Below are 21,217 nucleotides of genomic sequence, written 5' to 3' on the forward strand. Positions count from 1 at the left end.
GCGCACCTCCTGCGCGCCGATCTCGTCCATCTCCTCGCGGATGATGCGCTCGACCTTCGCCAGCACCTTCAGCCCCAGCGGCAGCCAGGAGTAGACCCCCGGCGCGACCCGCCGCACGTAGCCGGCGAGGACCAGCAGCCGGTGGCTCGGCACCTCCGCCTCGGCCGGGTCGTCACGGAGAGTTCGCAGGAAGAGCCGGGTCATACGCATGGTGACGACCTTATCGGTGCGGGCTTCTCAGCCCGGCCACGCGGTTGCCGGGTGCCCATCACGACTCCCGAGGTGTAGTTGGTGCACCAACGATTTGGGTACGTACTATTTGGGTGCGTCATGCCCCTCGGAACGGAGCCCCATGAGTCGACCCACCCACAACGCCACCGGAGGTCTGACCGGACGTCGAGTGCCCCCCGTCCACCGTCGAGTCCCGCCGGCCCGGCTGAGGAGCGCCGCTGATGTCGACCATCAACGTCAGTGCGCTCCAGCTGGGTTCCTCGCCTGAGGGCACGGCCGCCACGGTGGAGCGCATCCTGTCCTACGAGGACCAGATCATGGCTTCCGGGTCGCGGCTCGTCGTCCTGCCGGAAACCGTCCTGGGCGGCTATCCCAAGGGCAGCGACTTCGGCACCCGGCTGGGCTACCGACTTCCCGAAGGACGCCGGGAGTTCGCCCGCTACTTCGAGCAAGCCGTAGACCTGCCCGGTCCGGAGGTGACCGCCTGGCGGCCCTGTCAGCCCGCACCGGGGCCGAGCTGGTCGTCGGGCTCATCGAGCGCGGCGGGTCCACCTTGTACTGCACGGCGATCTTCATCGACCCGAAGCTGGGACTGGTGGACCTCCACCGCAAGCTCCTGCCGACCGCGACCGAGCGTCTGGTGTGGGGCCGCGGCGACGCGTCCACGATGCCCGTGGTGGACAGCGTCGCTGGGCGCCTCGGCTCGGCGATCTGTTGGGAGAACTACGTCCCGCTGTTCCGGACCGCCATGTACGCCAAGGACGTCCAGGTCTGGTGTGCGCCGACCGGCGACGACCGTGACGTGTGGCAGGCAACCATGCGGCACAAAGCCGTGGAAGGACGATGCTTCGTCGTCAGCGCGTGCCAGTACGTGCCGTCACCCGACGAGGTCGGACGCAGGGCGGCAGGCTGGCCCGGTGACAAACCGCTCATCAATGGAGGCAGCACGATCATCGGGCCCCTCGGCGACGTCCTGGCCGAGCCGCTCGTTGGTAGCGAGGGGCTGGTGACGGCCCAGATCGACCTGGACGACCTGGCCGGGGCCCGCTTCGACCTCGACCCGGTCGGCCACTACAGCCGAAACGACCTGTTCACCCTCTCGGTCGACGAGACGCCCCGCAGCGGCGTGGAGTTCATCCGTCACGACCTCGGCTGAATCGGCTCGGAGTACAGCAGGGCGATGATCCACGTGTCTCCCACCACGCATCGTCCGCGCGCGACCGGCAGGTCGGTGTCAAGGGCGGGGGTGACCACGACGGTGTCGTCGAGCAGCGACACGTCGACGTCGTTGAAGTCCGGCGTGCCGGAGTGGCCACACGAGCGGTACCACTTGTAATAGGCCTCCTTGGCGCTGAACGTCGCGCGAGCGGCGATCGACCCCCGGGGGCCGGCCTCCAGCAGGCCGCGCTCGTGCGCCGTCAGCACACGGGACCACGTCGAACGCGGCAGCGGCGCGGCACGCTCGACGTCGATGCCCACCCCCGACCACGTCCGCGTGCTCCCGACGACCGCGACACACAGCGAGTCCTTGTGGCTGATGCTGGCGCGCACCTCGTCCGGCCACGCCGGGGCACCCCCGGCGTCCATGAGGACCGGGTCGGTCCGCTGCCCGATCCCCGCGAGTGCCGCTCGGGAGCAGAGCCGCCCCGCCGCGAACTCGCGTACGCGCTGTGGTGCGTCCCCCTCGACCAGCGCCGCCTCGGTGGTCGGGAGCAGGGCGCGGTCCGCGTCGGCCGGATCCATCACCTCCAGCTGGGCACCCGGCGGCAGCACCGCCCGCAGTCGTCCCACTTCCGGCCACCCGCGTGAGACGCCAGCGACCAGCATGTCAGAACAGTACGTCAACCGGTCGCACGCAGGGACGCGGCCGCGTAGAGCGCCAGGTGCTCGCGCGCGCTGGCCTCCCACGTGTAGCGGTCCGCGAGCGTGTGCCCGGCGGCCACCAGCCGCGCTCGCAGGCTGTCGTCGTCGAGGACCGACGCGATGGCTGCGGCCAAGGTGTCGACCTCACCCACCGGAACCAGCAGCGCCTCGTCGGTGATCCACTCGCGAAAGACCGGCAGGTCGCTGGTGACGACGGGCGTGCCGGCCGCCATCGACTCCAGGGCCGCCAGTCCGAAGCCTTCCTTGACCGAGGGGAAGGTCAGCACGTCAGCAGCCGCGTACCAACCTGCCATCTCCGACTCGGGAACCGATCCGAGCTCGACCACGTCGACGCCGAGCACGAGCCCGAGGTCGTCGAGGGTTTCCAGGACGGCCTCCCGGTACCACCGATGATCCTGGAAGGAGTGACCGCCGACCACGGCGAGCACCGGGGAAGGTGAGCGCTCGGCCTTGAGTGCGGAGAGCGCCGCGACCAGCGTGTCGGTCCCCTTGCGAGGCTCGATGCCCCCGATCGCGAGGAGCAGCGGCCGGTCGCCCGCACCTACGCGCTCCCGCAGCTCGGAGGCCAGCTCGGGAGACGCCGTGCCGTAGCGCTCGACGTTGACGCCGTTGCGCACGATCGCCGCAGAGACTCCGTAGTCCGCCTGCAGGTTCTCCTCCCAGATCTGGCTGACCACGAATACCGTGTCCGGCTCGAGGATCGCGAGGCGCTGGCAGGTCATGAGCTTCTCGGTGTCGAAGTCATCGACGTGGTGCACGGTCCGGACCACCGTGACGGGCGCCCCCCCGTCACGGACCCGGGCCGCCGCACGTGCCGAGATGCAGTCCTGCGTGTGCAGGATCGGATAGTCCCGGGCGACGTCGGCCAGCGCGATCTCGAGCGCATCGATGCTGGCGTCAACCTTGGCCTCCAGACCACCGTCGACCTGAGGCGCCGGCACGATCAAGGTCGGAGCGTCGACGGGCCGGAAGAACCCGGCCTCGGGGTCGCCCAGACCGACGATCAGCACGTCCTGACCGAGTGCGTGCATCGCCTCTCCCAGTGCCAGCGTGTGTGCCACACCGCCGCGAGGACGGGTGCTGTAGGTGATGAGGGCCACGGGGACACTCGGGGATGCGGCACTCATGCAGGCTGCTCCACCCACGCAGGCTTGCGAGCGGCGATCGCCGCCGCCGCAAATGCTGCGCGGGCTGCCGTGTCAGTGACGATGCACCCGACGTCGCGCAGCTTCTGGACCTGGGCGTCGTAGCCCTGAGGATCCGTCGCCGAGCCCAGGACATAGGCGATGACCTGCGGCCCGCCGTCCGCCATGACCTCTTGGCACACCGGGGCGAGCTGACCTGCCGGGTCCTCGTGAGCTCCGTACCCGATCACGACGTCCAGGAGCACCGCGGCGACATCCGCGTCCCGCGCGTTGGCGCGGATGGTGTCGATGCGCAACGAGGGGTCGATCATCGGGTGCGGACGACCGTCGGTGTACTCCTCCGCACCCAGGTCCAGCAGCACGTGGGCACCGGGCGGCGCCGGCACGGTGTTGGCCTCGACCAGGGGTTCGTTGGAGTGCACGCCACCCAGCAGGTCACCGATGATGAGCTGGGCCTCGTAGCACAGCGTGCCACCGGAGTAGTAGCCCCGCACGGTGCGTCGCTCCGCGGAGAGACCGTCGATCGCGGTCGCCACGGCGGCCGGCAGGTCGTCGGCGGAGACCTCTGCGGCATGCCCCACGAGCCGGGCAGCCGCGAGGGCGCCGTCCTCGAGCGTGCGCGCCATGTGCACGCCCTCTGGCGTGTCTAGATCGTCCAGTCCGAGGAACGTGGCCACCGCCGGGGTGTCTCCGCACTGGGCGAGGACCTCGCGCGCCACGGCCTCGTTCGGGGGCTTGGAGACCAGGAGGATCGCCTTGGTGTCCGGGTCGGCGTCGAGGGCCCGTACGGCCGCGATCGCCATCCGTCCTCCGATGTCCGCCGACAGGTCCCGTCCCCCCACTCCGATGACGTGGGAGACACCGATGCCCCATCGGTCCAGCAGCGCCGAGACCTCCTGCGCGCCGGTCCCGGCGGCTGCCACGACTCCGACGGGTCCCCTGCGGACGTCGTTGGCAAAGCCCAGGCCGGTCCCGGCGAGGACCGCCGTGCCTGCACCGGGTCCCATGACGAGCAGCCCGAGCTCGTTGCCACGCTTCTTGAGCTCGACCTCCTCCTCCTTCGGCACGTTGTCGCTGAACAGCAGGACGTGCAGGCCCGCGGTCAGGGCGTGGTGAGCCTCGAGCGCTGCGTAGGAGCCCGGAACGGAGATGATCGCGACGTTCGCGGCGCTCAGGCGACTCGCCGCCGAAGCGATCGATCGCGGGGCCGGGGCGCCACCGACGGCCTCGGGAGCCTCGGAGCTGATGGCCTTGGCGCCGGCGTCGAACGCACGCTCGGCAGCGGCCTGGTCCTCAGCACGTACGGCCAGGACGAGATCGTTGGAGCCCAGATCGCCCAGCTCGTCGGCATCGAATCCCTCGGCTGCCAGGCTCTCCCGGCCGGCAGGCGTGGCCATGACGGCTCCGGCCCAGGAGACCCCCTCGCACTCCGACATGTCGGAGGTGGCGACGAGCAGCAGCAACGAATCTGCGTAGGTGTCGTGAACGACCTTGATCATGGCGGTTCCCGCTGCGGTTGTCATGCCGGGCTCATCACGCGAGTAGGGACGATGCGGGTGCCGACCGTGCTCGAGACGTCGAGCGCGTCAACGAGGAGCCCAGCCGAGGTGATGACCGAGGTTCCGTCGGCCTCGGCGACGAAGTCGATCGCGGCCTTGACCTTGGGCCCCATGCTGCCGGGTGGGAACTGCCCCTCGGCTAGATACTGGCGCGCGTCGTCTACCGGGACGTCGTGGATCACCCGTTCGGTGGGCTTGCCGAAATCGATCGACACGGCATCCACCCCGGTGACGAGGAGAAGTGCCTGCGCGCCCAGGGAGATCGCCAGCCTGGCGGCGGCGGAGTCCTTGTCGATCACGACATCGACTCCCCGGAAATGACCCGTGGCGTCACGGGAGACGGCAACGCCGCCTCCACCGGCGGCCAACACGACCTTTCCGGCGTCCAGCAACGCAGCGACGGCAGAGGCCTCGAGAAACTCTCCCGGGCACGGCGAGGGCACGACCCTGCGGTATCCCCGACCAGCGTCCTCGGCCATCTCCCAACCTCGGCTCGCGCCGAGCTGAGCCGCCACGTCGGCCGGGAAGAACGGTCCGATCGGCTTGCTGGGCTGGTTGAACGCTGCGTCCTGCAGGTCAACCACCATGTGCGACACGACCGCGACCGCCGTCCCGGGCCCGCGCTGGTCGTTGATGGCCCGCACGAGAATGCTGCCGAGCTGGCCCTGACTCATGGCGCTCAGCGAGTACAGGGGCTGCGGGGGCACCATGTCGACGCCGCTCTCCTGCTGGATCGACAGGTTCCCGACCTGCGGGCCGTTGCCGTGAACCACGACGACGCGCCATCCGGCGTCCAGAAGCGCACTGACCGCAGTGGCCATCTGTGCAGCGTTCGTTTCGATCTCCTCAGCGGTACCCTGTTGATCCTGTCGGGTCAGCGCGTTACCGCCGACCGCTACTACGGCGATCCTGCTCATGAGCGGCACCCCGCGATCAACCCGCGAGAATCCGGGAACGTCTGCAGCGGCACATAGGCATCACCTATACAAGATGTCATGTTGACTATAGTGAACCTCGAGGGAGAGTTTCGCAATGACCGAGGACAGCAATCTTCACGATCCGACACGAGCGGAGACAGTCGCCGCGGTCCCACGCGGGCTCAGCGAGCGGTGGGCCGCGGACGCGGACCGCGCCTTCTCGAGCGCACTCGACCGTCCCGACATCTACCAACGATCGACGCGCCTGATCGGGGCCCTGACCGACGTGCTCCGGCAACGCAGTCGCGGACTCGCCGGGCTGGTCCGCGACTGGGAGCTGCGGGAACAGGTTCTCGCCCAGGCTGTCGCGACCGATCCGCGCCTCACTCTGGAGGGGCTCGACACCGCGGCGGTTCTCGGAGCAGCTTTCACGATGCGCAGGCGCGAGGCGGCGCAGGAAAGTGCAGAGGACCGCCGAGTCGCCTTTCTCGCTGGCATGACAGGCACGGACTGGGTGGTGGTGGAGGAGGAGGGCTATGCCCCAGGTGATCCCTTCGTGCCCTATCGACGGCTCGAGGTCCACGTGCCTGCCGGCCTGGCGATCGCGGTGAGCACGATGCCGGACGAGACGATGATGGCGACTACCCACCACGTGCAGCTCCTGCGGCTCCAGCCCGACACGGGACGACTGCAGGACATCGACGGCAATGACCCCGTGGATTTCGGCACCGCGGAGGAGCGGGAGGCCTACGTGTCAGACCTACGCCGCCAGCACAGCCGACCCGAGGCCGGCCCTCCATCGACATGTTGACCCCGACCTCGGCCTATCCCCCGCCTGAAATGTTTCCTATAGTGGACGTACCGTGTGGCTGCAGTCACAAATCGCCGGCACGGCCAGAATCGACAGGAGCGAGCAGATGTCCGAGGCACGAGAGTCCTTCACCCCGCTGAACGCCGACGAGCTCGCCGAGCTCATCGGCAACATCCAGAGCCACGGATTGCGCGTCGAGTCCAAGATCGAACGCCGGCGCGGCGGAGCTGGACCGTCGGACGCGGGGATGTTGTGGATCGACGGCGCTCCCACGACGGCCCCCACCGACGCCGCCTACGTCCAGTCCTCGCCCTACGAGATGCGGCACGAGGATGACGGCTTCGCCGTCTACGAGGGTTCGACCCGACTGGCCGAAGTGCGACTCGCGCCCCGACCGAAGTACTACGACCTGAGCACCGAGGACGGCATTCCGTACTGGAAGATCGCGTTGATGCACCTGGACTCGATGGCCAGCACGGTGCTGCAGACGTGCGCCTACTGGGGAAATTCCGATCAGTGCACGTTCTGCGGGATCGGTGTATCGCTGGCGGCAGGCCGCACGATCGCCAAGAAGACCCCTGCGATGCTCGCCGAAGTTGCAGTGGCGGCTCGAGACCTCGACGGCGCGGTCGACGCGACCCTCACGACCGGCAGCACCGCCACGCCTGACCGCGGCGCTCTGTACGTGGGCAAGTGCGCCGAAGCGGTCAAGAACGCTTCCGGCCTCCCCGTCCAGGTCCAGTTCGAGCCGCCGGAGGACCTCGACGTCATCGACCGCGTGAAGGATCTGGGCGCGGACTCGGTCGGCATCCATGTCGAGACGTTCGATCCGAAGGTCCTCGCCCAAGTCGCGCCGGGCAAGGCCCGATGGGGCATCGAAGCCTATTTCGGCGCCTGGGAGCGTGCAGTCAAGGCTTTCGGCGAGGGACAGGTGTCGACCTACGTGATCCTCGGCATGGGCGAGGATCCGCAGCTCACGATCGAGTCGTGCCGCCGCGCGGTGGACATCGGCGTCTACCCCTTCATCGTCCCGCTCCGTCCGGTACCCGGCAGCCTGCTGGCCGACGAACGCCCGCCCGCCCCGGAGTACGTCGAGTCGATCTACCGCGAGGTGGTGCCCTACATGCTCGCTCGCGGCATGACGGCCGAAGGCGTCATGGCCGGATGCGCCCGGTGCCAGGCCTGCTCGGGCATGGCAGCGCTCGAGCGTGCCGGATCGCCCGCATCGGAAGGAGGTCTGGCCGATGGCCGCACTTCTCTCCCCCTCTTCGCCTGACAGGCCCTGGGCTGCGGCCAGTACGCACGTGCTGGAGTGTCGACGCGCTGCCTCGCCGACCGAGAGGCGGACACACCTCGATATCCGTCACGCGGTCTTCGTCACGGAGCAGTCACTGTTCGACGTGCACGACCTCGACGAGTTCGACGACCACCCCGACGTGCAGCACGTCGTCGGATACGTCGACGACGTCCCGGCCGGATGCGTTCGCCTCTTCCCGGTCGATTCGGTCGAGCCCGGGGAGCGACTGTGGAAGGGCGACCGGCTCGCTGTGCTCGATGAGCACCGCCACACCGGCCTCGCCGGGAGCCTCGTGCGGCATGCCGTCGCGAGCGCCGGGGGCTGCGGCGGTGATCGCATGATCGCCTGGATCCAGCTCTCCAACGTCACCATCTTCCGCCACCTGGGATGGGTGACGGTCGGCGAGCCGGAGCTCTACGTGGACCAGCCGCACCAGCAGATGTCCATCGGCCTCCGGTGAGCGCGATCGACACGCCCGCAGCCCAGACGTCGCCCGTCGAATCTGCGGACAGGTCCCTCCCCGCGCCCGCCGCGTCGTCCGACCTGCGTGCACTCGTCCATCGGCTGCGTGAGCTTCCCGGGGTCCGCTCCAAGGCAGCGATCGGAGTTGTGTCGGAGATCTTCGGCGGCGTCGACTGGTGGGCCGGTCCCGGCGACGACGGCGCTGTCGTGGTCGACGACGGCCGCCAGCTGATCGTCGGCGGCGAGGCCATGCTGTCGGCGTTCGTGGAGGGCGATCCCTACGGAGCGGGCATCGGTGCGATCGTGGCCAACGTCAACGACCTGGCCGCGATGGGTGCCGTCCCCCTGGCCATCGTGGACACCGTGGTCGGACCGACTGCCGTCACCCGCCAGGTCCTGGAGGGCCTTCGGTGGGCGAGCCAGGCGTACGGGGTCCCGGTCGTAGGAGGGCATCTCACCGAGAGTGACGGCCCGCCGGCGTTGTCCGCATTCGGCCTCGGCCGCGCCGAGGCGGTGCTGTCGGCGAACCACGCCGCGGCCGGGCAGGTGCTGGTGCTGGCGTGCTGCCTGGAGGGCGACATGCGCGAGGACTTCTTGTTCTTCCGCTCCATCCACGAACGGACCGACCGCCTGGGAGACGACGTGCGGATCTTCGCCGAAGTGGCCGCGACCGGCGCTGCCGTTGCGGCCAAGGACGTCAGCATGGCCGGGATGATCGGTTCACTGGCGATGCTGCTCGAGGCCAACCAGCTCGGTGTCGAGATCGATCTCGACGCGATCCCAGTCCCTCAGGGTGTCGAGATGGGTGACTGGCTCAGCTGCTTCCCGACCTTCGCGTTCCTGCTGACTGCTCCGGCGGACAGGGTCGACGACTGCGTCGGCGCCTTCACGCGACGGGGGCTGACCGCGCAAGCGCTCGGAACGCTGGACGCTTCCGGCGAGGTGCGGCTGCGAGACGACTCCGAATCAGCCGTCGTCTTCGATCTCACCCGGGAGTCGATCACGCGCCTGGAACGCCAGCCATCGGGCGATGGCCCACCGGACCAGCCAGGATGGACGACACACCCATGACCAGACCTGTCGTTCACGATGGTGAACACCAGTCGGTCCCTCGACCACGCCCGAGCTTCCTGACCCTGCCGGTCAGGACCCCCCGCCCCCGGATGGACGGCATCTCGCACGTCCTCGACAACGGGTTGTCACTTGTCGAGACCCAGCATCGGCTCGAGAGTGCCGGCGCCGCTGTCGACGTGTGGAAGTTCGGGTGGGGCACCGCCTACCTCGATCCGGCACTGCATGACAAGCTCGACCTGCTCTCGGCCCATGGGGTGCGCGCGTGCACCGGGGGAACCCTGTTGGAGATCTCCTGGCTGCAGGGCGCCACGGCCCCTTTCATGGACTGGGCGCAGGCCTCGGGCTTCGACTGCATCGAGGTCTCGTGCGGCTCGGTGACGATGCCGCGCGACGTCAAGAGCGCGATCATCGCCGAGGCAGCGGAACGATTCGTGGTGCTGGCCGAGGTCGGGACCAAGGATCCGCAGGTCGCCGTGTCGGCCGATCAGTGGGCCGATGACGCGGCGGCTGACATCGCGGCCGGGGCCACCTGGGTCGTGACCGAGGGCCGCGACAGTGGCACGGTCGGGATGTTCGAGTCCGACGGCAGCGTCCGCACCGAGATCGTCGACACGCTCGTCGAGCGGGTCGGGCTCGAGCGACTTCTGTTCGAGGCGCCGCTGAAGTCACAGCAAGCCTGGCTCATCCGCCGCTTCGGAGCCAACGTGAACCTCGGCAACATCAACCCGTTCGAGGCGTTGTCCGTCGAGGCGCTGCGACTCGGGCTCCGCTCGGACACGATCGGAAACGAGGAGCGCCCGTGATCCCGCATCAGTACCGGACCGTCGCCTTCACCGACGTCGACATCGAGCTGGAGGAAGCGGGGCTGCGCGCGCTGCTGCTGTCGAGGCAGGTCTATCGCCGGACCCGTTTCGTCGTGGCGCGCCACGACGGGCAGACCGCCATCCTCGAGGTGACCAAGGCCGACGACAAGGACCTGTTCTGCGACGTCATCGACGTGCAGATGCTCGCCGGGCCCGACGAGACCATCCTGGTGGAGCGCCCGGACATCGACACCGCCGTGCCGAGCCAGCTCGCCCGCGTCGCCGCCGAGCTGGGCCAGGTCAAGCGCGGTGTCGTCGTGCGCGGCCGGTATGAGCACGTCAACTTCGTCCTCGACTCCGACGTGCGGCGCGTCCATGTGCTCGACGTCGCTCCCCCGCACCCGGCCAAGCTCTACGACCAGGTCGCTCGTCTCCTGGACACGGCAGAGGATCTGCCGCCCACCGAGTGCGTGCCGCAGGTTGTGGATCTCGAGGAGCTGGCCGCCACGGTCCCTTCCGACCACTACCTCCTGCCATGCAGAGGAGGAGGGATCACGGTCGGGGACGCCGGCATCTCCTATCTCGACGAGGTCCCGCCCCCGGCCGACTGGGTGCTGCTGGGCTGCGCCCGTTCCCGAGCGATCCACGACCACTTCTACCCCGACATCGCCCCCCACCTGCAACAAATCGACATCTGCCCGGCCGCGCTCGCACGGTCCCTGCCGCTGCCGCCCGGAGAGGCCAGGCTCACCAAGTGCTGCCTGCTGGAGGAACACATCGAGACCCGCGGGGACACCGTCGTGGTGCCGTGGGGCGCGTCATTCTCGCTGGTGTCCCAGGGACTTGCTACGGCATCCGAACTTGCCGGAGAGCTGCAGACCGATGCCGACGGCACGCCGTGAGCGCCCGCATCAGTGACTCGCGCTCGTACTCGCACCTGTGGGGTACGACCGAGATCCGTGACGTCTTCGAGGAGCGCCAGCGCATCGCCGGGTGGGTGCGGATCCTCGCCGCACTCGCCAGCGCCCAGGCAGCCGAGGGCCTCGTGCCGCGCCCGGCGGCCGCTGCCATCGGCGACCCGACGCTGGCCGATCGACTCGACCTCGACCGGATCGCTCAAGGCACCCGAGAGACCGGCCACTCGACGCTCGGGTTGATCCAGGAGCTGCGTCGTTGCCTGCCGGACTCCGCCCGGGAACACGTCTACGTCGGCGCGACCGTCCAGGACGTCACCGACACGTGGACCGCGCTGGCAGTGCGTACCGTGGGCGGGGTCGCCTGGCGAGATCTTCGCCGGCTCGAGGAGGCGCTGCTGGGCCTCGCGGTCGAGCACCGCGACACGTTGATCTGCGGGCGTACCCACGGTCAACCCGGCGCCCCCACGACGTTCGGCTGGAAGGTCGCCTCCTGGGCAGACGAGGTCCGTCGGCATCTGGACCGGCTTCGCGAGGGCGCGCCGCGGTGGCTGGTGGCCCAGCTCGGCGGCGGAGTGGGAACCCTCGTCGCGTACGGCGATCGGGGACTGGCCGTCCGGCGTCGATTCAGCGCCGAGCTGGGGCTCTCCGACCCGGTCATGTCGTGGCTCAGCTCACGCGACCGCATCGCCGAGTTCGCCGGGGTGCTCAACGGCATCGCCGGCACCCTCGCCCGGATCGGCAACGAGGTCTACGAGCTGCAACGCCCGGAGATCGGCGAGCTCGGTGAACCGCGGCCGGCACCGGTGGTGGGCAGCATCACGATGCACCACAAGCGCAATCCCGAGGGCAGCGAGCACCTGGACACCCTTGCCCGGCTGGTGCGGGCCAACACCGGCGTCCTCGCCGAGTCGGTCGTCAGCCAGCACGAACGCGACGGTCGTGCGTGGAAGGCCGAGTGGGTGGCGTTCCCGGAGGTCTGCCTGCTGACCGGGACGGCCCTGTCGATCGCCATCACTTTGGTCGAAGGGCTGGAGGTCCACGTCGATCGCATGGAGGCCAACGTCCGGGCGCTGCTCGGCGGGACGCAGAATCCCGACGACCCCGGATCCTCAGCGGCCATGGTCGACCTCGTCGTCGCCAGGGCCCGTGCCGCGCGCACCCGGGAGGCCGAGTCGTGGCTGTGACGTCCTCGGAGGCACCCGTACGCGACTCGCTCGCAGTGCTCCCGACCCCGGTGACGGAGACGCCGCGACTCGCCGACCTGCTGGGGCTGCGCGGAACACTGTTGGTCAAGCGCGACGACCTCACCGGTTTCGCAGTCGGCGGCAACAAGGCGCGCCCCCTCGAGCCGATCATCGCGGCCGCCCGGGCTGCGGGCTCCACAGTGCTCGTGACCGGCGGGACTGCAGGATCGAACTTCTGCCAGGCTGCCACCGCCGCTGCGGCATGGGCAGGTATGGACTGCACCCTCGTGCTGGCGGGCGACCCCAGTCGCCATCCGAACCTTGCCGCCGCGCTCGCCTGGGGCGCCTCGGTCGTGTGGACCGGTGATCCGGACCGGAAGTCTGTCGACGTCGGGATCGTCGAGGTGGCCGACACCCTGCGTACGCAGGGGCAACGTCCGTACGAGTGTCCGCGCGGCGGGGCCACCTCGCTGGGCGCCACGGGATTTCATCACGCTGCGCTCGAGCTCGCGGCCCAGCTGAGCGACCGCGTCGCCGGCGAGGTCGAGGTCGTGGTCGGTACGGGATCTGGCGGCACCTTGGCCGGCCTCGTCTCGGGCACCGTGGCGCTCGGTCGCCCGTGGCACGTGACGGGCGCCTCGGTGAGCCGCGCGCCGACCGAGACCGCTGCCCGAGTCCACGCGTTGTCGATCGGCACCGCAGCACTGCTCGGCACACCTGCACCCAGCACCGCCGATGTCGACCTGGTCGACGCGCGTGGTCCCGGCCACGGGGTCGCCTCGACTGAGGGCGCCCGGGCCGCCGAGCTCGCGCTGCGCGCCTCAGGCCTCGTGCTCGACCCCGTCTACTCCGCCAAGGCCCTCGGCGCCGTTCCCCAGATCCTGGGTGACCGTCGTGACGACCCCGACCTGACCACCATCTTCTGGCACACCGGCGGCCTGCTCGACGCCGTCGCCGAATGGGAGCACCGTGAACCCTGACAATCTGCCCTCGACAGCCGGCCACCGGCATTCTGGTCTCGATCGGCACGGACCACCCACCGGCGGACCTGCGCCGGAGCTCATCGACAGTGGGTTCGCACTGGAGAACGCCGACGCCCCGCTTCTGCACGCAGGTCTGAACCTGGCCGACCTGGCACACGTGATCGACCTGCACGAACGCGGTGTCATCCCGTCAACGTCGGCCCGGCGCCTCCTCCGGGTGCTTCTGGTCGCCGTGGACACCCCGTCGGACGACTTCCCCTACGACCCCGCGTTCGGCGAGCCGTACAACTCGCGCGAGAAGCACTTCAGTGATCAGATCGGCGATGACGCCGGCTGGCTCCACGCGGGACGCCCACGGCGTGAAGCCGTGCGGATCTCGCTCCGCCTGCACGTGCGCAGCGCGTTGGTCGACCTGATCGAGGCAGCGGCCGAGCTCGCCGAGGCGATCGCGAACGTCGCTGGGGAACACACCACGACCTGGCTGCCGGACCAGACCTACCTGCAACATGCCCAACCGTCGACATTCGGTCACTACCTGACCAGCTTCGCCTATCCGGTCCTGCGCGATGCCAAACGCCTCGTGGAGTCCCTGGACTGGGTCAACACGAGCCCCGGCGGTGCTGGATGTGTCAACGGCAGCCGCCTGCTGGATGACCGCAACAGAGTGGCCGATCTGCTCGGGTTCGACGGCTTCATCGAGCACACTCGCGATGCGATGTGGCAGGTCGATGGACTTGTCTCGGTCCTGTCCAACGCCTCGAGCCTGCTGACGACGCAGAACAAGCTCGCGGAGGACCTCGAGATCTGGGCGAGCAACGAGTTCGACTACGTCACGGTGGCCGATGGTTTCAGCAGGTCCAGCGTCCTCATGCCGCAGAAGCGAAATCCCTACGCGCTGTCGATCATCCGCGGAGCGTCGGGCACGTTGATCGGTCGGCTGACCGGCTTCCTGGCCGTGAGCAAGAGCCCGTCAGCACGCAGCGACAACCTGATCTACGCCTACGGCGAGATTCCCCGCGCGGTCGAGCTGGCCATCACGACCACGCGGCTGACGACGGGAGTCGTCCGCACGCTGTCGGTCAACGCGGACCGCATGTGGGCGGCCCTCGAGTCGGGCTTCAGCCAGGCGACCGACCTGGCCGAGTTCGTCATGCAGACCTGCGGGCTGGACTACCGCACGTCCTACCAGATCGTCGGGATCGCCGTGCGTGACGCCAGCCGGCTAGGCCTGCGCGGCATCGACCTCACCGTCGACCGCCTCGAGACCGCGGCCCAGCAGTACGCCGGCATCTCGCTGGGACTGGAAGGCCACGACCTCACCGAGGTCCTCGATCCCCGCCACATCGTCGCGACCCGCACCCTCACCGGCGGTGCCGCACCCGCAGTCGTCGCCCAGATGGTCAAGGACTGTCAAGCAGCAGCCCAGCAGCTCGTGCTCGACGCGCAGGCCCGTCGTGCTGCCATCGAAAACGCAGAAACCGCCCTTTTGACTGCAGCAGCAGCCCTGATCGAAGGAGAAAGTACGTCATGACCATGACCGACACGTTCATCCCCGTCGAGCTTCCCGGAGAGGTCGGCGTCGTCAACGTCGGGCTCCCGCTGTTCGGAGAAGCGATCGCCGCGCAGGACCGTCCCATCAGTCAGGTCGACTGGCGCATTCCCGGTGGCGGCGAGCCCGAGGTCGTCGCCGCCCTACGGCGCTTGTACGGCCCGCACGCCGCCGTGATCGACGCAGCCAACGCCGAGGTCTTCAAGCGCCTCGACCGCGGGGCTCCTCAGCTGATCGGTGTGCGAACGGCTCGCGACGTCATCCCCGTCCTGGCAGAGGGCCAGGTCATCCTGCATTGCGGGCCGCCCATCGAGATCGAGCGCGTTCCTGACCCGCTGCGGCGTTCCATGCGTGCGGCCGTCGTCGCCGAGGGCTGGGCGGACACTCCGGCGAGCGCCGACGTCTTGTTGGCCGATGGCACGGTCCGGCTGGAGTCGGCGAATGTCCATGGTGTCGTCGTGCCCATGGCCACGGCCATGGGTCCTCTCACACCTGTGTGGGAGGTCGAGCTTGCTGAGGCCGACATCCGCACGTACGCGCCGCTGGGCCAGGGCTCGGGAGACGTCGCCTGGTTCGGCAAGGACAGCGCCGGCGCCATCGAGCGGCTCGTGCTGCTGCGAGAGGCTGCCGGACCGGTGCTCAGCGAGGCGCTCACGGCATACGGACCCATTGACGTCATGTCTCTGGCCGCCCAGGCCGTGGCGATGGGCGACGATGTCCACATCCGTACACAGGCCGCCACCAACCTGCTGCTCAAGAACCTGCTGGGCTCACTGGTCGGCGGCGAGAACCCACGACGTGTGGAGGTGGCTGACTACCTGTCGGGCAACCACCTGCTGTTCCTCAGCCTGGCCATGGCAGCAGCCCGCTCCCTGACCACTTGGGCCGCGCAGGTGCCCGACTCGTCGATCGTGACAGGACTGTCGCGGAACGGGACGGACTTCGCCGCATGGCTCGGCGGCCCCGGCTCGCCGTGGCACATCGTGCAGTCCCCCATGGTCGGGCGGGCGCTCTATCAGCCCGGACGCGACGAGTCCGTGGCGGCTCGTGACATCGGCGACAGCGCCGTGCTCGAGCTGATCGGTCTCGGTGGCGCCACGGCCGCCAACTCCCCCGCCGTGGCACAGGTCGTCGGCGGCACGATGGCGCACGCTGCAGAGCTCACCGAGGCACTGGACGAGGTCTCGGTCGGGCGTTCGTCCAGGTTCACCCTGCCCGTCTGGGGCCAGAAGGGGTCGCCGGTAGGCGTCGATGTGCGCAAGGTCGTCGAGCTGGGCATCACACCGCAGGTCACGACGGGCATCCTGCACAACGCCGACGGCAGCGGCCAGATCGGCGCCGGCGTCGCCGAAGCGCCCATCAAGGTCTTCGTCAAGGCACTTCTCGAGCTCGACGCGCGACTGTCCGCCCGCTGACCGATGGACGACCTTGCTCAGCCCTCGACGACGCTGATGTCGATCGTCGGGGGCTGGGCGAGGGTGTTCGAGACGTAGCAGACCCGTGAGGCAGCCTTCAGAAGCGGCTCGAGCTCTGCGGGCGGCAGCCCGCTGGTGATCTTGAGCCGGATGCCGGAATAGCGCGGTCCTTCGTACTCCCCAATCGCCCCTACCGCGAGATCTGGCAGATCGACGCCCTGCCGCCGTGCCGCCCAGGCGATCGCCAGCGCGTAGCACGAGGCCACAGACGCCAGGAAGTACTCAGTGGGCATCGGGCCGGTGAACGTCCCGCCGTCAGCCTCCGGCTCGTCGACGTGGAAGGTGAACGGACCCGCCGTCACGGTCGCTCGCCAGTCGCCGTCCCAGCGGGCGACGACCTCGCCGGAGTCTCCGGTCCTGCTCACGCCATGTCCTCCTGTGCGATGTGTGGAACAAGACAATCAGGAGCACCGCGACCTCGCGTGCGGGACGCGGTGCTCCTGAATTCTGCGCGCGCTCAGCCGTAGAGTCGCTCGAAGTTGTCGGTGAAGATCATGTTCGACAGCTCGGAGTCTCCCGTGGCGGCGATCATACGGTAGAACTCACCCTCGAAGTCTCCCCACGGCTGATCCGTGGCGAACAGGATGCGGTCGCCACCGATTCCTCGGGTGTTGATCTCCTTGGCGAGCCAGTGCGGCGCGAACCCGATGGCCCACGTCAGGTCGGTGTAGACCTTCTTGCCCGACTCGATCCAGTCGAAGAACCGTCCGCCGATGAGCTTGATGTGTCCGCTCATGCCACCACCGAAGTGCACGAGGTGGATGGGGGTCTCGTCGGCGTACCTGTCCACCAGCTGGCCAACCTTGTCGATGTCCGACGCCGCACCGGGTGAGGTGTGGACGTGGACGATCAGGTCATGGGCCTTCGCCGCGGCGAAGATCTTGTCCAGCTGGGCCATCGACTCAGGATCATCGACGGCTCCACCCAACAGGAAGCTGATCTTCAGCGCCTTGACGCCGGTCTCGCCGGCGAGCGACAGAGCCTTTTCGGTGAGCTCGGCGTCCTGGGGACGTGGTGACGCCCACAGTGCCGCGCTGAGACGCTCGTGCTTGGACGCGGCCTCCACCACCAACTCGTTCAGGGCGAACGAGTGGCTCGGGTCCGGGACCCCGTAGTTGGGGATGACCAGAGCGCGCTCTGTGCCCTCCGCATCCAGGTCCGCGATGAGCTCGGCGATCGTGGCCCGCGCAGTGGTGTCCGGATTGACCGGAGGACCACCGTAGAACGGGAACGCCGGCAGCACACCGAGGTGCCGATGCGCATCGGAGTGATGCTTCGGCTTCAGGTCGGCCATCACACGGTCCAGGTGTTGAGCTGGAAGTGTCCCTCTTTCCACGCCGTGAGCGCGGAGTCGAGCACATCGAGCGGGTTGAAGGCCTTGATGCCGGGGATCAGGTCGTCCTCACGGAATCCGTACAGCGCGCCCATCGCGAAGCGGCAGGCGTAGATCGTTGCGCCTTCCTCCATCAGGATCTTGAGCTGCTTGTTGACCGCGAGGTTTCCGGGGAAGCCCTCGCTGCCCACCGCCGGGTAACCGCGGGTGTTCGATGCCAGCAGGACGGCCGGGCCGTACAACACGATCGTGAGCTTGAAACCCTTGCGCTGCAGACGGGTCGAGGTCAGCAGGTTGACCAGCGCCACCGAGCCCTCGAAGGGCACGGAGTGGATGAAGACGGTCGCCTTCTGTCCCTCCTCGGCCTGGATGTCGGGGAAGATCTTCTCCGACGTGTCGTAGAGGACATCGCCGTCTTGTACCTGCGGGATGGTGTTGGTCTGACTGGTCATGCTGTTCTCCTTGGTGGGTGAAGATGGGAGCGTACGAATGTGGGGATCAGACCGCGGGGCCCTTGAGCTCGGGCTCCACAGGCCACTGATTCCGGTGACTTCCCGGCATGGAGGCGATGATGCGGTCCCGCAGTGCAGCCGGAAGGACGTAGAACATCGGAACGTAGACCCGGCGCCAGAAGATCGCGGCACCGCGGGGCGCCGACGGCCTGGGCGTGCCCAGCCGTTTGGCCACCTTGTCCTGGGCGTCGATCATCAGGTAGTGCTCAGAGGTGCTGCGCACCCAGCGGAAGAAGCCGGACACCTCAGGCCCCCGCGTTGTTGAGACCGTCTTGGGCCGCCGTCGCGATCGGCTCGGCGAGTGCCCCGATCGGCGGGCTGTAGACGTTCTCCATCGAGGCCAGGTCGTGCAGCGTGATGCCCTTGCGCACCGCCATCGCCAGGAAGTCGGCCCGCTCCTTGATGCCCTCGCCGCCAACCATCTGGGCGCCGATGAGCCGCAGGTCCTTGGGCTCGGCCAGCAGCTTGACCTTGACCGGCTTGACGCCCGGGTAGTAGCGGGCGCGGGAGATGCCCTGGCCGTTGCCCACCACGAAGTCCATGCCGAGGGCCGTCGCCAGGGTCTCGCTGAACGAGACACCGCCGATCATCCACTTGCCCGCGACCATTCCCCACGGGACGTAGACGGCGCGGTACTCACGATCACCGCCGCCGGCGTTGGTGCCCGCGGCCTTGCCCTGGGCGTACGCGTGGGCACCCGAAAGGCCCTGGATCGGGACCTTGGAGACGCCGTGCACCGCCTCGATGCAGTCTCCTGCCGCGAAGACGTCCGGGGCCGAGGTACGCAGGTGAGAGTCGACGATGATGCCGCCGGACATCCCGAGCTTGATGCCCGCGGCCGAGGCAAGCGCCGTGTTCGCGGTCTTCTCGGTGGCGACCACGGCCAGGTCGGCCTCGATCTCGCCCGCTGAGGTGGCGACGGCTCGGAGCTTGCCGTCTCCGACAAAGCCCTTGAGGGTCGTGTTGAAGTGCAGCTCGGCACCCATCTCGATCCACGAGTCCTCGACCGGCTTGATGATGTCGGGATCCGTGGCCATCGACATCGCCCAAGGAGCCGGATCGACCAGGTGCGTCTTGATCCCGCGGTGCGCGAGGGCCGTCACCATCTCCAGGCCGAGCGGCGTGGACTCGCACACGACCGCACTCTTGACGGTGTCGAGTACCTTGTCCCACTCCATCGCCTGGCGGATGTTCTTGACGTAGTAAAGCCCGCTCAGATCCGTGCCCGGCACGCCCGGGTCGGCGTAGTTGAAGCCCGTCGCGAGGATCAGCTTGTCGTACCGGTCGACCGTTCCGTCCTCGAGCGTGACCGTCTTGGCGTTGACGTCGATGCTTGCCACGGTCGTCTCATAGCGGACGTCCATCCCCTGATCAACATAGTGCTGCTTGGTCGCCAGGAAGAGGTCCTCGAATGCCGGGATCTCCTTGCCGTGCACGTAGGGAATTCCGCAAGGGCTGTATGCCGCGTCCTCGAACGAGGTGTAGACCGTAACCTTCGCCCCCGGATCACTACCCAGTGCCGCTCCTGCAGCGCCAAAACCTGCTGCGCCTCCGCCAACCACTATGATCCGATTTGCCATGTTTACGTTCGATCTCCTCAGAAGGGGTCCGTCATATTCAGCATCCGCGATATTTCATTCAACATACTTGACGCCGGTCAACCGTCGAGTCAAGGTGTATTCACAATGTTTCTCACCGATCGTCGGAGCGGTCCCCGTCATGGAGGAACTGCGTGAATAGCAAGCTCTCCAAGGTCGTGTCGGGCATCGGACCCAAGGTCAAGGACCTGCGCGTCCAGTACGGCTATTCCCTCCAGGCCCTGGCCGAGCGTTCCGACGTGTCAGCCGCGGCGATTCACAAGATCGAGCAGAGCGGCATGGTGCCGACGATCACGACGCTGCTCAAGATCGCTGCCGCGCTGAACCGTCCTGTCGCGTACTTCGTCGAGGAAGGCGATGACGACGACGTCCAGACTGTTTTCACCCCAGCCGGGGCCAACAAACCGATCTACACATCGCATGCCGGCATCGACCTCGCCGGCATCAGCGGGCCATACGGGGAATTCCTGGTCGCCGCCGCGACCGCGACCGTGATACCCGGCGCGCACAGCGGAGCCAAGCCCATGCAACATGCGGGCGAGGAGCTGGTGTACATGCTCTCGGGTCAGCTGAACTTCACCGTCGGCAAGTCCGAGTACGTCCTGCGGCAAGGGGACTCGCTGCATTTCCGGACTCACCAGCCTCACCTGTGGCGCAACACCAGCGACACCGATGCTGTCGCCATCTGGATGGCCCTGCGACCACAGTGACGGGCGGTGCCCGTCCCTCGGCCTGCTGGGACCCTTCAAGGCAGGGGTCAGGAACGCGTCGCCTTCAGCGCGATCCGGATCATCGGCACCTGTAGCGGGAGGCGCGCGACGGTGCCGGCCTTGAACCACCAGGGCTTGCGCGGGTCCTGCATGGCGCTCACGGTCATCTGCACGTTGGCCGGAAACACCGCGGCGAGCAGAGCGACAGCCAGCGCTCCCCCGACGCGGCTGGTCTGCGGCCGCGCCAACAGTGCGGCTACCGCGAGCTCGGCCACGCCCGAGGCGTGGACGAGCTCCCGTTTGCGCGGCAGGGGCTTGGGAACGATCGCCTCGAAGGGCTTGGGGGCCACGAAGTGCAACACACCCATCGCTGCGAAGGCACCCGCCATGATCGTGACGTCGCGGCTCATGGGGCGAGCGTAGCGGCGATGACCGGGGTGGGCGCGACGAGCCTCAGAGCAGGATCGAAGCGAAGGTCGCGGTCTGCTCGAAGCCGACGCGCTCGTACGCCCGACGGGCCGCGGTGTTGTGGTCGTTGACGTACAACGTGACGACCGGCGCAACCGTCGCGCGTGCCTGCTGCACCACGGCGGCGAGAGCGGGCGCGGCGATGCCGTGCCCGCGCAGGTCCGGGTGGACGTAGACGCCCTGCAGCTGGCAGGCCTGGGCCGTGGCGGCCCCCACCTCGGCCTTGAAGACGACCTGCCCGTCCTCGACGATCGCGAACGACCAGCCCTGGGAGATCAGCTGGGCGACCCGGGCGCGGTAGCCGC

The 21,217-nt window shown here is 68.5% G+C and carries 23 protein-coding genes and 1 pseudogene; 12 read left to right on the top strand and 12 right to left on the bottom strand.

Going from position 1 to position 21,217, the window contains the following annotated elements; all coding sequences use genetic code 11:
* Nucleotides 1-210 (bottom strand): annotated as a pseudogene (locus JWQ91_RS12585) (proline--tRNA ligase); the annotation flags it as partial.
* A gap of 514 nt (nt 211-724) precedes the next feature.
* Here JWQ91_RS12585 and JWQ91_RS12590 point away from each other — a divergent pair.
* Nucleotides 725-1,387 carry a nitrilase-related carbon-nitrogen hydrolase gene (locus tag JWQ91_RS12590; RefSeq protein ID WP_366521384.1) on the top strand — a complete coding sequence of 221 codons (663 nt, stop codon included), beginning with the start codon at nt 725-727 and terminating at the stop codon, nt 1,385-1,387.
* On the opposite strand, the gene JWQ91_RS12595 is transcribed toward JWQ91_RS12590, so the two are convergent.
* Genes JWQ91_RS12595 through JWQ91_RS12610 form a run of 4 tightly spaced genes read right to left on the bottom strand, consistent with a single transcriptional unit; the run spans nt 1,372 to nt 5,736 of the window.
* Nucleotides 1,372-2,058 carry a 4'-phosphopantetheinyl transferase superfamily protein gene (locus tag JWQ91_RS12595; RefSeq protein ID WP_297784558.1) on the bottom strand — a complete coding sequence of 229 codons (687 nt, stop codon included), beginning with the start codon at nt 2,056-2,058 and terminating at the stop codon, nt 1,372-1,374. The two genes, JWQ91_RS12590 and JWQ91_RS12595, sit on opposite strands and share 16 nt — an antisense overlap.
* 14 nt (nt 2,059-2,072) lie before the next feature.
* Nucleotides 2,073-3,242 carry an MSMEG_0565 family glycosyltransferase gene (locus JWQ91_RS12600; protein ID WP_297784560.1) on the bottom strand — a complete coding sequence of 390 codons (1,170 nt, stop codon included), beginning with the start codon at nt 3,240-3,242 and terminating at the stop codon, nt 2,073-2,075.
* Nucleotides 3,239-4,783: an acyl-CoA synthetase FdrA gene (locus tag JWQ91_RS12605; RefSeq protein ID WP_297784563.1), complete on the bottom strand. Its 1,545-nt coding sequence runs from the start codon at nt 4,781-4,783 to the stop codon at nt 3,239-3,241. Before JWQ91_RS12605 ends, JWQ91_RS12600 begins: the two co-directional genes overlap by 4 nt.
* Nucleotides 4,780-5,736 (bottom strand): carbamate kinase, encoded by a 957-nt coding sequence (locus JWQ91_RS12610; protein ID WP_297784566.1) that lies wholly within the window; start codon nt 5,734-5,736, stop codon nt 4,780-4,782. The genes JWQ91_RS12605 and JWQ91_RS12610 overlap by 4 nt, the downstream gene beginning before the upstream one ends.
* 115 nt (nt 5,737-5,851) lie before the next feature.
* On the opposite strand from JWQ91_RS12610, the gene JWQ91_RS12615 reads away from it, so the two are divergent.
* The 10 genes from JWQ91_RS12615 (at nt 5,852) to JWQ91_RS12660 (ending at nt 16,231) form a co-directional block, all read left to right on the top strand.
* Entirely contained in the window at nt 5,852-6,547 is a 696-nt protein-coding gene (locus JWQ91_RS12615; RefSeq protein WP_297784570.1) for a hypothetical protein, read from the top strand.
* Nucleotides 6,548-6,653: 106 nt separating this feature from the next.
* Nucleotides 6,654-7,823: an MSMEG_0568 family radical SAM protein gene (locus JWQ91_RS12620; RefSeq protein ID WP_297784573.1), complete on the top strand. Its 1,170-nt coding sequence runs from the start codon at nt 6,654-6,656 to the stop codon at nt 7,821-7,823.
* Complete coding sequence (locus JWQ91_RS12625; protein WP_297784616.1) at nt 7,792-8,304, top strand: MSMEG_0567/Sll0786 family nitrogen starvation N-acetyltransferase; 513 nt, start codon at nt 7,792-7,794, stop codon at nt 8,302-8,304. The genes JWQ91_RS12620 and JWQ91_RS12625 overlap by 32 nt, the downstream gene beginning before the upstream one ends.
* 149 nt (nt 8,305-8,453) lie before the next feature.
* A complete protein-coding gene (locus tag JWQ91_RS12630) occupies nt 8,454-9,377 on the top strand; it encodes an AIR synthase related protein (RefSeq protein ID WP_297784576.1) in 924 nt (307 codons plus the stop codon).
* Nucleotides 9,374-10,183, top strand: a complete 810-nt coding sequence (locus JWQ91_RS12635) for a phosphosulfolactate synthase (RefSeq protein WP_297784579.1) — start codon at nt 9,374-9,376, stop codon at nt 10,181-10,183. Before JWQ91_RS12630 ends, JWQ91_RS12635 begins: the two co-directional genes overlap by 4 nt.
* Nucleotides 10,180-11,085: a hypothetical protein gene (locus JWQ91_RS12640; RefSeq protein WP_297784581.1), complete on the top strand. Its 906-nt coding sequence runs from the start codon at nt 10,180-10,182 to the stop codon at nt 11,083-11,085. Before JWQ91_RS12635 ends, JWQ91_RS12640 begins: the two co-directional genes overlap by 4 nt.
* Nucleotides 11,082-12,284, top strand: coding sequence for a lyase family protein (locus JWQ91_RS12645; protein WP_297784584.1), 1,203 nt, complete (start codon nt 11,082-11,084; stop codon nt 12,282-12,284). Before JWQ91_RS12640 ends, JWQ91_RS12645 begins: the two co-directional genes overlap by 4 nt.
* Complete coding sequence (locus tag JWQ91_RS12650; RefSeq protein ID WP_297784586.1) at nt 12,275-13,264, top strand: pyridoxal-phosphate dependent enzyme; 990 nt, start codon at nt 12,275-12,277, stop codon at nt 13,262-13,264. Before JWQ91_RS12645 ends, JWQ91_RS12650 begins: the two co-directional genes overlap by 10 nt.
* 235 nt (nt 13,265-13,499) lie before the next feature.
* The gene (locus JWQ91_RS12655) at nt 13,500-14,798 is read left to right on the top strand and encodes a lyase family protein (protein ID WP_297784589.1); all 1,299 of its coding nucleotides are present in this window, start codon (nt 13,500-13,502) and stop codon (nt 14,796-14,798) included.
* Nucleotides 14,795-16,231, top strand: coding sequence for a DUF1116 domain-containing protein (locus JWQ91_RS12660; RefSeq protein WP_297784592.1), 1,437 nt, complete (start codon nt 14,795-14,797; stop codon nt 16,229-16,231). The genes JWQ91_RS12655 and JWQ91_RS12660 overlap by 4 nt, the downstream gene beginning before the upstream one ends.
* Nucleotides 16,232-16,248: 17 nt before the next feature.
* Here the strand turns inward: JWQ91_RS12660 and JWQ91_RS12665 are convergent, their stop codons facing one another.
* From JWQ91_RS12665 to JWQ91_RS12685, 5 genes are all read right to left on the bottom strand, one after another.
* On the bottom strand, nt 16,249-16,656 hold the full coding sequence (locus tag JWQ91_RS12665; protein ID WP_297784595.1) for an OsmC family protein: 408 nt from the start codon (nt 16,654-16,656) through the stop codon (nt 16,249-16,251).
* A gap of 92 nt (nt 16,657-16,748) precedes the next feature.
* Complete coding sequence (locus tag JWQ91_RS12670) at nt 16,749-17,585, bottom strand: amidohydrolase family protein (protein ID WP_297784598.1); 837 nt, start codon at nt 17,583-17,585, stop codon at nt 16,749-16,751.
* Nucleotides 17,585-18,076 (bottom strand): MSMEG_0572/Sll0783 family nitrogen starvation response protein, encoded by a 492-nt coding sequence (locus JWQ91_RS12675; RefSeq protein WP_297784600.1) that lies wholly within the window; start codon nt 18,074-18,076, stop codon nt 17,585-17,587. The genes JWQ91_RS12670 and JWQ91_RS12675 overlap by 1 nt, the downstream gene beginning before the upstream one ends.
* Nucleotides 18,077-18,122: 46 nt before the next feature.
* Nucleotides 18,123-18,380 carry a hypothetical protein gene (locus tag JWQ91_RS12680; RefSeq protein WP_297784602.1) on the bottom strand — a complete coding sequence of 86 codons (258 nt, stop codon included), beginning with the start codon at nt 18,378-18,380 and terminating at the stop codon, nt 18,123-18,125.
* 1 nt (nt 18,381) lies between these two features.
* Nucleotides 18,382-19,716 carry an FAD-dependent oxidoreductase gene (locus tag JWQ91_RS12685; protein WP_297784604.1) on the bottom strand — a complete coding sequence of 445 codons (1,335 nt, stop codon included), beginning with the start codon at nt 19,714-19,716 and terminating at the stop codon, nt 18,382-18,384.
* A gap of 152 nt (nt 19,717-19,868) precedes the next feature.
* Here JWQ91_RS12685 and JWQ91_RS12690 point away from each other — a divergent pair, with 152 nt between their 5' ends.
* On the top strand, nt 19,869-20,444 hold the full coding sequence (locus tag JWQ91_RS12690) for a cupin domain-containing protein (protein WP_297784607.1): 576 nt from the start codon (nt 19,869-19,871) through the stop codon (nt 20,442-20,444).
* Nucleotides 20,445-20,491: 47 nt separating this feature from the next.
* Here JWQ91_RS12690 and JWQ91_RS12695 read toward each other — a convergent pair whose 3' ends face one another.
* Together JWQ91_RS12695 and JWQ91_RS12700 are read right to left on the bottom strand one after the other, a co-directional pair.
* The gene (locus JWQ91_RS12695; RefSeq protein WP_297784610.1) at nt 20,492-20,854 is read right to left on the bottom strand and encodes a hypothetical protein; all 363 of its coding nucleotides are present in this window, start codon (nt 20,852-20,854) and stop codon (nt 20,492-20,494) included.
* Nucleotides 20,855-20,897: 43 nt separating this feature from the next.
* On the bottom strand, nt 20,898-21,217 hold a 320-nt coding region (locus JWQ91_RS12700; RefSeq protein WP_297784613.1), incomplete at its 5' end, for a GNAT family N-acetyltransferase.

It is taken from the genome of Aeromicrobium sp. (genome assembly GCF_025965075.1).
GTDB lineage: Bacteria > Actinomycetota > Actinomycetes > Propionibacteriales > Nocardioidaceae > Aeromicrobium.

Excerpts from the sequence above, each read along its gene's own strand:
- JWQ91_RS12685 (WP_297784604.1), bottom strand. The coding sequence starts at position 19,716 with ATGGCAAATCGGATCATAGTGGTTGGCGGAGGCGCAGCAGGTTTTGGC.
- JWQ91_RS12625 (WP_297784616.1), top strand. The coding sequence starts at position 7,792 with ATGGCCGCACTTCTCTCCCCCTCTTCGCCTGACAGGCCCTGGGCTGCG.
- JWQ91_RS12620 (WP_297784573.1), top strand. The coding sequence starts at position 6,654 with ATGTCCGAGGCACGAGAGTCCTTCACCCCGCTGAACGCCGACGAGCTC.
- JWQ91_RS12605 (WP_297784563.1), bottom strand. The coding sequence starts at position 4,783 with ATGACAACCGCAGCGGGAACCGCCATGATCAAGGTCGTTCACGACACC.
- JWQ91_RS12595 (WP_297784558.1), bottom strand. The coding sequence starts at position 2,058 with ATGCTGGTCGCTGGCGTCTCACGCGGGTGGCCGGAAGTGGGACGACTG.
- JWQ91_RS12695 (WP_297784610.1), bottom strand. The coding sequence starts at position 20,854 with ATGAGCCGCGACGTCACGATCATGGCGGGTGCCTTCGCAGCGATGGGT.
- JWQ91_RS12660 (WP_297784592.1), top strand. The coding sequence starts at position 14,795 with ATGACCATGACCGACACGTTCATCCCCGTCGAGCTTCCCGGAGAGGTC.
- JWQ91_RS12635 (WP_297784579.1), top strand. The coding sequence starts at position 9,374 with ATGACCAGACCTGTCGTTCACGATGGTGAACACCAGTCGGTCCCTCGA.
- JWQ91_RS12600 (WP_297784560.1), bottom strand. The coding sequence starts at position 3,242 with ATGAGTGCCGCATCCCCGAGTGTCCCCGTGGCCCTCATCACCTACAGC.
- JWQ91_RS12675 (WP_297784600.1), bottom strand. The coding sequence starts at position 18,076 with ATGACCAGTCAGACCAACACCATCCCGCAGGTACAAGACGGCGATGTC.
- JWQ91_RS12615 (WP_297784570.1), top strand. The coding sequence starts at position 5,852 with ATGACCGAGGACAGCAATCTTCACGATCCGACACGAGCGGAGACAGTC.
- JWQ91_RS12670 (WP_297784598.1), bottom strand. The coding sequence starts at position 17,585 with ATGGCCGACCTGAAGCCGAAGCATCACTCCGATGCGCATCGGCACCTC.
- JWQ91_RS12610 (WP_297784566.1), bottom strand. The coding sequence starts at position 5,736 with ATGAGCAGGATCGCCGTAGTAGCGGTCGGCGGTAACGCGCTGACCCGA.